Origin of the sequence: Marivirga sp., assembly GCF_024636815.1 — a bacterium.
Taxonomy (GTDB): domain Bacteria; phylum Bacteroidota; class Bacteroidia; order Cytophagales; family Cyclobacteriaceae; genus Marivirga.
In genome coordinates this window covers 1-6,667 of record NZ_JAGXGF010000214.1, presented here as the reverse complement: position 1 = coordinate 6,667, position 6,667 = coordinate 1, and the positions used below count along the sequence as shown (strand labels likewise).

The window sequence follows — 6,667 nt, the reverse complement described above, 5'->3', positions numbered from 1 at the left end:
CATCTATACCAGCGGTAGAACCACTTGTAGTGAAATTCCACTCGTAGTTTTCTACAAGGTTAACCCCTTTTTGACTTTTTGCTGTTGTAGAGATTGTTGCAGTGTATTCACTTGCAGCATCAAAAACAACCGATGGTGTGAAAGTAGCTTCAACTCCTGAATATACTACATCACCACTGATGTCAGTAGTACCTTGCTCAACCGTGAAAGTAGTGCTATTGATTGTAGAAGGATCCATTTCTTCGCTAAAAGTAACCACTACTTTATGGTTACGAGCAACATCAGTATCGCTGTTTTCCGGCATTGTTGATACTACAGTTGGTGCCGCATCTTCAGTAGGTGTTGGATCATTATTATCTTTATCTTTACAAGATACCATTAGCATGGCAAATGCCATTGCTAAGATTGGAATCATTTTAATTTGTTTCATATTATTATGTTTAAAAAGTGTGTTAACTATTAAGTGTAATTTGTTCGTTATGAATTAAAAAATATATCGGATAGACAATGCGCCTCCATCACCCCAAAAGCCTGAGTATCCAAAAAGATTGAAAGCTGGTTTCCAGTCAACACTTAAATTAATGGGTAACTCTAAGAAGTTATATTCCAAACCTAAAATCCCATCAATACCAATAACGGTGTATGCTCTATCATCACCCCATCTTGTATCCTTTCCATCCCAAAAACCTACGTGACCACCAAAGCCAGCGTACCAGTTTAATCTATCAGTATTAAAAGCTCTACCATGAATTTCGTAAAGTGCGGTTAGTTCTAATCCTCTCCAGCGACTTGCGATTATGCCTTCAAAAGCTGCTTTATCAGAAACGAAATGCTTAATGGTAATTCCATTTGCAAATCCTCCTCTAAGGCCTATACCTGTATTGTAATCTTGTGCACTGCCGTAGGCAAATGCGAAAAAAGAAATCAAAATTGTAATACTAATTTTCTTCATCTGTTCATTGTTACTATTATCCTACTCTGTTGGCTTTTCGGATTCGCCCCGGCTTTTTATCCCTGTGTCAGTCAGGCATCACCACTTGTTTAATGATGATACAATATTAGACTGTTAAGCATTGAATAGTATTACACAATAAATCTTGTTATTTACATAAATCACTGATGTTAAGACTGAGGTAAACTAAAGGGGATTAAAAGTTAAATGAAGTTAGATTGAAAAAAGAGATTAGACATCCTCAAGATTCCCTTGTCTCTTCTCTTTTATTTTTTTATAAAAGGAAGGAGTAAGGCCTGTAATTTTTTTGAACTGATTTGAAAAGTGTGCAACACTGCTGTAATGAAGTATATAGGCTATTTCTGATGTGTTAAGCTCTGCATATAGTATGAGCTCTTTCGCTTTTTCAATTTTATGAATAATTATAAACTGCTGAATTGTGATCCCTTTTACCTCAGAGAAAAGGTTAGAAAGATAAGTATAATCGTATCCCAGCTTTTCACTAAGGTAATCTGAATAATTTACCTTAAGTTGTTCATCTGAGAAATGAATCATTTCTATTATAGCATTCTTAATTTTTTCAACTATAATGCTCTTTTTATTATCCAATAATTCCAAACCTGATTTTAGTAAGTTTTGTTTGAGTAACTCTCTTTGTTCATGGTTGATATCCTGAAGCAATTCAACTGCACCTAATTCAACCACTAAATGTTTGATATCTAAACTTTTGAGCTCTTCCTGCACCAATAATTTACATCGTAGACTGACCATGTATTTAATATATAATTTCTCTTTAGTTATTGGAGAAAGTAAAGCTATATGAATGGGACTGAGTTGCATGTTTTTAGGTTTATTGAAAGCTAATTTAAATTGAGGAACGATCTCTGTACAGATATCAAATACATTCTTAGAAGTAAATGATACTTAATAGATTTCGGAAGTACTAATTCTTTATTGATTTAATTGAAGGTAAGCAATAGTAGCTGTATAAACTATTGTTTTAATGGGTGATTTGTAGTGATGTATGGTTTAAGCTAAGTGTAAAGAAAGATACAATTGTTTATTTTTTTTACTTTTTTAATAGTAAAATATTATCCGTGCTTATGCCAGATTTTGAAAAAGTTGGATGAAAAATTATTAACCTGGGCTGGATCAAAAGTGGTACCTTCAGGATGGATAATTAAGATTCCTTTTTTTTGAAAAAACTTAATTATCCGGTATCTCCTCCTAATTAGCAATAACACTCATGCCATGACTCCTAATCTTGGCATGAGTTATTGTTCCTAAGTATTATTACATTAATTAGCCTCTTTTATATATCCCCAGCCTTGATTTTGTTTAGTAACAATCTCAATAATGCCATCGGGAACAGTTCCCACACCACTGATGAGGTCTTGTTCGGTAGCATTATTTTTTTTGAGTGAGACAGCGCAAACCTTTAAGGACACATTATCAGATTTGGCAAGACTTTCAATTTCCGTTTTTACCGATGATTCACTTTTCAGCATCATTGGTAGCGCACCGCTATAAATCACCATTTCGAATTCAGATTCCGGATAGGCCTCTGACATACCTTTTACATGTCTCACAGCAGTCTTATGAACCTCAGTATCTGAACTGGTTACATCAAATATGATTTTCACCTTTTCCTTCTGGCATAAAGCAACTGAAGTAATCAGCGCCAATGCAAAGCATAAAATAATTTTTTTCATCATTATCATAATTTTTAACCCAAGCAGGCATCAATGTATGCTATTTTATTTTCCGCTAAGCGTCCCAAAGCCCAAACACCTGAAGGTGCTAGTTCAACACCCTCAATTTTGTTGGCCACCCAGTCATTATAAACATCCTCTGCATTAAGCCCCATGTTATTGGCTACTATTCCACTATAAACTCTGTAAGCCATGTCGCATGTACAAAATTTCGCGCCTTTTTCCTGAAGTCCTTTGATACCTGTTAGCACTGGCATTGGCATATCACCTTCTCCTGGTATATACATGGGGTTTCTTAGCGCGGGTTTGCTGGATACCGGATCATTGTAGCCAAATACTTCACCTAAATTATATTTTTTTATTACTTCATCATTAAGTGAGAATATTATTCCGTGGTGTCGCAATACGTTTAATACACCAAGGTCTTTAGGAGCTGTCCCCGTTCCTTCATTGGTCATATAGTATACGTTGGACCAAATTAGACCCCAATGCACAGCCTGGGACCCATCAAAAGCCACCGGATGCTGCATTTTACCTACCTCTTTTATCATCTCATCGGCTTTATTGCTCGCAGGTGATTCAATTGATTGTAAAACCTCCGAATTTAATGCCTTTACCGGGTTCGAAAGGAATGATAGGCCTGCGGTAGCTCCTGCTGCCATTGTTCCAATAAATTTACGTCTTGAATTGTTTTTAGTGTTAATCATGGTTTTAAAAATTTAGGTTTACAATTGATTTAACTTGTTATTTATTTTTGTTGATTTTTTTAAAGCCCATTTTTTTAATTTACTTTCTTGCTCCTATCCAATATTGATTTTGAAGTTCTCTTTTTGAGTTCCTTCATAAGTTCGGCAGCGTCTTCGCTGACCCGTGCCAATAAGAAATCATGGTCTGCATCTCTTTGCTGTTTAATGGTACTGGCTTAGCATTCATGTTTGGTTTCCTGTCTCCGCTTATTCTTTCTAAATATCTATTTTATTAGCTCAAACTCAGATTTACATCTACAAGCTGATTTTCCATTTTAATTTTCTTTTATTAATTCACCCTTCTTCTTTCATCTTCAGATCCTGAATTAAGATTTACGGACTTTAACTTATTATTGCCAAAAGTTTTGGTATAGGTAATATTGACAGATTGTATGTTAAGGTCTAAGTTAACATGACTATTACCTTGTCCATTTAGAATGCTGCCGTCAATGTCAATAGGGTTGAAAGTGTCAAACACATCAATAAAGGAAAACGATAGGCTGCTTTTTTCAAATGCTTTTTTTATAGCTAAGTCTACTTGGCCGTATGGCTGGCTCTTCCATAATCCCATGAATTGTTCTGAAAAGTAGTTTCCTGAAGCTTCAATTGTAAAGTCTTTTGGTAAAGAGAATGTAAGTGTGGAATTGGCGTTCCAGGTAAAGCCTTTATCTATAAAACCATTGTGGGTTTTAAATGATTGGTGATTTAGGGAAATATCATTTTGAATTTCCCACCAAGAGGTAATAAAAATAGGCAAGCTTGAGGTAATTACCCAGCTATTGAAATAATCCATGTTTTGGCTACTGTATATTTGTTCTCCAGTTTCAGGATTGGTTGCTGGTTGAAACCGCTGTATTTGATTATCTGTCGTATTATATTTTAAGGAAATCCACCAGCTTTTCAATTGGTAGCTTAGGTCTAGGCCATCGGTAATGGCTGGAAACAAGGCGGGGTTTCCAGCAAAAAACGTATTTGGACCACTAAAAAATACAAAGGGGGCAATTTCATTAAAACTTGGTCGAGTAATTCTTCTTGAATAGGCCAGGCTAACAGTACTTTCTTCAGCCAGTTTATTGGAAATCGAAAAGTTGGGGAAAAAGTTACCATATTCCCGGTCTACCAATCCTTCATTAACCCCTTCGCTTAAATATGTGGAGGTAAATTCATAACGCAACCCACTATAAATCTTCAACTTGTCTGAAATACTCCAATCCAATGATACATAGCCGGCCCAAACATCTTCTTTTAATTTGGCTAAACTGGTAAATCTGTTGTTGATCATCCATTGTTCCTGTTCAAAGTCTGTTACGATTACATTGTTTTCTAATTCAGAAAGACTTGCTTTTGCACCTGCCTGTAATTTAAATTTATCGCTGAGTAGATTTGTGTAGTCTATCTTGCTGACTTTAAAGTTGACAGGAGTATCTTTTGTGACCTTTAATGTTGATTCACTGACTATTGCATTATTGATTTGAGTTGCAATATCATAATTTGATGGGTTGTCATTTACAAAATATAAATAGTCAAAATGGGCATCAAGTGAATGTTGCCTATTAAACCTATGCTCAATCCCAAGGCCAATCATAGCATCCATCCAGATATTGCTTTCATTTAACTCCATGGTAGTGATAACGGTAGAATCAGGGGCTGCCCTGTTGATATTATTTGCAGTGGCATCCATATACCAATTGCGTTTATGTCCGGTAGCTAATAAGTTGACAGTAGTTTTGTCAGTTAAATCATAGGAAAATCCTGCACGAAGGTTTTGTTCCGTTAAGTTAAATGCCCTGTCTTGTTTAATATCAATTGTCTGGTCGAAATTATCTCCAAATAACGTTCTATTTTCTAACCATAGTTGATTATTGTCGTCAGTACGGTTACCGTACTCAATAAAATAGTTTATTCTATCCTGACGGTGGTTCAAGCTCAGGTTGCCTGCCAATATTTTTCCTTGATTGTAACCTGCAGTCAATGCCGCAATACCATTTGTGCCCATATTTGGTGTTTTTTTGGTAACAATATTAATTAACCCGCCCACACCTTCGGCATCATATTTTACCGGAGGGGAGGTGATCAGTTCTATTTTTTCAACATTTGAAGCATTCATACCATTTAGCATTTGCACAACAGCCTCTATAGGTAATTGACTTAGTTTACCATTGATCATAATGCCCACTCCATTTTGCCCAAACATTGAAATGCTATTATTCTGTTGGTTAACAATTACCCCTGGGCTTCTGGCTAGTACATCTAAAACTGATTTTGAAGAAGATGTAATTTGACTTTGCACATTCACGACTGTGCGGTCAGCTTTTTTCTCATATAATGGTTTTTGTGCTTTCACTACTACCTCATCAAGACTTTGGGTATCCTCATTCATTATAATATTGAGTGCTAAGCTTGAATTTTGATTTGTTACCTCCACGGTTTGAGAGGAGGGTTGATAACCAATCATCAGAGTTTGAAGGATGTAGTTTCCATTATCTATATTTTTAATTTCAAAACTGCCATCTGCTTCTGACACAGTACCCTTCACTAATGCAGAGTCATTAGGTTGAATTAGCACTACATTGGAAAAGGGTAGGGGGTTAGCTTCTGAATCTTTAACTGAACCCGTAATTTTATTTTGAGCTTGAGTGAATTGAATGGTCAATAATAAAATAGTAATCAACAAGCCAAAGATTTTAATTAAGCTTTTCATGGGGGATAACTTTTATTCAAAATGAATTATAGAATAAAATAAAGTTCAGAAGAATAGGGGTAAGGTACATAGTACCTCTGTTGCGAAAACTTTAAACTTTGTTAGAAAACTTTAAATTATGTTGCATTGATTTAAAAATGGTTGCAAAATGATGCTTTAATAATTTGTTACATCTTTCAATTAGTGAACCATCTAAATTATAAATCCTAAGGCTACAATTGTTTTAATGCTTAGTAACTCTTAGAAGTTTTAAGGGAATGGATACAATTCGGAATCATCTTACTTCAGATTTTTCAGAGGTAAAATGCAAATTGAAATTTAAGGCTACTTTCAATTACAAATTCTTTACTGAATTTTCGATTATAGGATTGCGTTTGTTATATTCTTGGATGATTTACTTCATCAGAATTGTTTCTCTATTAACCTGAGTTCGACTCTAATTTGTAAATTCAGATTTTCATATAATTCAATAGACAAGGCGTCTTTGAGAAGATATAGCGGGCTATATCGAGGGAAGATAACGCAGTATATTGGATTATATGGAAAAGCTTTTCCT

General features: G+C 35.1%; 6 protein-coding genes. All 6 read right to left on the bottom strand.

Translation table 11 applies throughout. The features are described from left to right. Positions 1–430: Ig-like domain-containing protein (locus tag Q0L29_RS15330; protein ID WP_296623054.1), on the bottom strand; the 430-nt coding region annotated here is incomplete at its 3' end. A gap of 54 nt (positions 431–484) precedes the next feature. Continuing rightward, on the bottom strand, positions 485–952 hold the full coding sequence (locus Q0L29_RS15325; RefSeq protein WP_296623053.1) for a hypothetical protein: 468 nt from the start codon (positions 950–952) through the stop codon (positions 485–487). Between the two features lie 231 nt (positions 953–1,183). Continuing rightward, complete coding sequence (locus tag Q0L29_RS15320) at positions 1,184–1,792, bottom strand: AraC family transcriptional regulator (RefSeq protein WP_296623052.1); 609 nt, start codon at positions 1,790–1,792, stop codon at positions 1,184–1,186. A 458-nt stretch (positions 1,793–2,250) separates the two neighbouring features. Next, positions 2,251–2,667 (bottom strand): DsrE family protein, encoded by a 417-nt coding sequence (locus Q0L29_RS15315; protein ID WP_296623051.1) that lies wholly within the window; start codon positions 2,665–2,667, stop codon positions 2,251–2,253. Between the two features lie 11 nt (positions 2,668–2,678). Further along, positions 2,679–3,371, bottom strand: a complete 693-nt coding sequence (locus Q0L29_RS15310) for a Tat (twin-arginine translocation) pathway signal sequence containing protein (RefSeq protein ID WP_296623050.1) — start codon at positions 3,369–3,371, stop codon at positions 2,679–2,681. A 328-nt stretch (positions 3,372–3,699) separates the two neighbouring features. Continuing rightward, positions 3,700–6,111, bottom strand: a complete 2,412-nt coding sequence (locus Q0L29_RS15305) for a TonB-dependent receptor (protein WP_296623049.1) — start codon at positions 6,109–6,111, stop codon at positions 3,700–3,702. Between the last annotated feature and the right edge of the window lie 556 nt (positions 6,112–6,667).

Excerpts from the sequence above, each read along its gene's own strand:
- Q0L29_RS15325 (WP_296623053.1), bottom strand. The coding sequence starts at position 952 with ATGAAGAAAATTAGTATTACAATTTTGATTTCTTTTTTCGCATTTGCC.
- Q0L29_RS15320 (WP_296623052.1), bottom strand. The coding sequence starts at position 1,792 with ATGCAACTCAGTCCCATTCATATAGCTTTACTTTCTCCAATAACTAAA.
- Q0L29_RS15315 (WP_296623051.1), bottom strand. The coding sequence starts at position 2,667 with ATGATGAAAAAAATTATTTTATGCTTTGCATTGGCGCTGATTACTTCA.
- Q0L29_RS15310 (WP_296623050.1), bottom strand. The coding sequence starts at position 3,371 with ATGATTAACACTAAAAACAATTCAAGACGTAAATTTATTGGAACAATG.
- Q0L29_RS15305 (WP_296623049.1), bottom strand. The coding sequence starts at position 6,111 with ATGAAAAGCTTAATTAAAATCTTTGGCTTGTTGATTACTATTTTATTA.